Raw genomic sequence first — 1,167 nt, forward strand, 5'->3', positions numbered from 1 at the left:
GTCATGATAATAGGGCCTTCTGATTAGAAGGCCCTATTATCAATGATTTTTATCCTCGTGACGACACTATCTAAGGGGACCGCCGTCCACAGCAGGAAAGGGCGGAATTGTCCTTTGACTGGACTGTTTCTGTCGGCAATGATCCCGATAACCGGATCGGAAATAGCATCAATGACGCGCAGGACCAGAAATAACGTTCCTACGATGGCCGGTGTTAGCCCAAAAATATCGGTATAAAAGAAGGTGAGAAAGTTCGAGATTAAACCTGTAACAATTGTGCAGCCAGCGTCACCAAATCCATAGTTTATTTTTTCTCTCACGCTTAATGCGACACTGCCGTTATTAACGGCAGCGATATTCCCGCCTTTCTCGATACCCGCCCGGAAGGGTATGACGTACCCTACAAGCAGGTGGGAAAAGCGCTGGCGAGCTTGGTACTGGAGTCGCTGGAAAAACAGGCTTCCCGGGACATACTGAGCGAGCTGCGTTTTAATGCCTGCAAACAGCGCGGCAACAATCCCGGCACACCAGATGCCTGATGGCGTTTGCATCTGGCGCAGAGTGGCTATTCAGCTGTTAAGCGACATAGGCTTATCGCCACCCGGTGGTAAGCCAAACAGCCGGCGTACCCCGTTAAGAAACGCACCATAAGGGCGACCCAGACATAGCATCAGCAACGCTGCACTCAGCGTGCCTCGAATCAGCCCCTGGCCGGACGCGCCGCTGAACGCAATGATGGCGGCATAGAGGGGAACCTGGAAACTGACGAGGGCAACACTGTCCCAGAGTAACAGTGAAAGCCGACTCTCGCCGGCACGCTTCATCACCCAATCCCGCCATATGCCATAAGGCCTTGCCACCGGTACCATCAGAACCGCGCCCAGTAGCCGGGCATGTAACACCTGTTCCCACGTCATGCCCGCGACTATGCGTTCATTAATGATGCCCGTTGTCGTGAAAAACAGGATCAGTGCAATGGTATCGGCGAAAAACGTAGTCCTGCGATTCGTCTGTTGTTGGTGTTGTGGCAAATGAGAGCTCCGATTGTGGCGCGGCTATAAAGCGTCTTTTCGTCAAAAGGTATGTATAAGACTAGGCTGTGTCCCTTAATTGCATAACCTCTTGTAAAACAATCGGATGCAACCCAGCTTGACCATTGAAAGATAA

1 protein-coding gene and 1 pseudogene are annotated in these 1,167 nt (G+C 51.7%); both read right to left on the reverse strand.

Annotation, left to right across the window (positions count from 1 at the left end):
• Positions 1–71: 71 nt before the first annotated feature.
• A pseudogene (locus ACSZPU_RS25810) lies at positions 72–374 on the reverse strand (MFS transporter); the annotation flags it as partial.
• A 195-nt stretch (positions 375–569) separates the two neighbouring features.
• Complete coding sequence (gene alaE, locus ACSZPU_RS25815) at positions 570–1,031, reverse strand: L-alanine exporter AlaE (RefSeq protein WP_499004462.1); 462 nt, start codon at positions 1,029–1,031, stop codon at positions 570–572.
• Positions 1,032–1,167: the final 136 nt, after the last annotated feature.

This window comes from Phytobacter sp. V69, assembly GCF_965644215.1.
Classification (GTDB): domain Bacteria; phylum Pseudomonadota; class Gammaproteobacteria; order Enterobacterales; family Enterobacteriaceae; genus Phytobacter.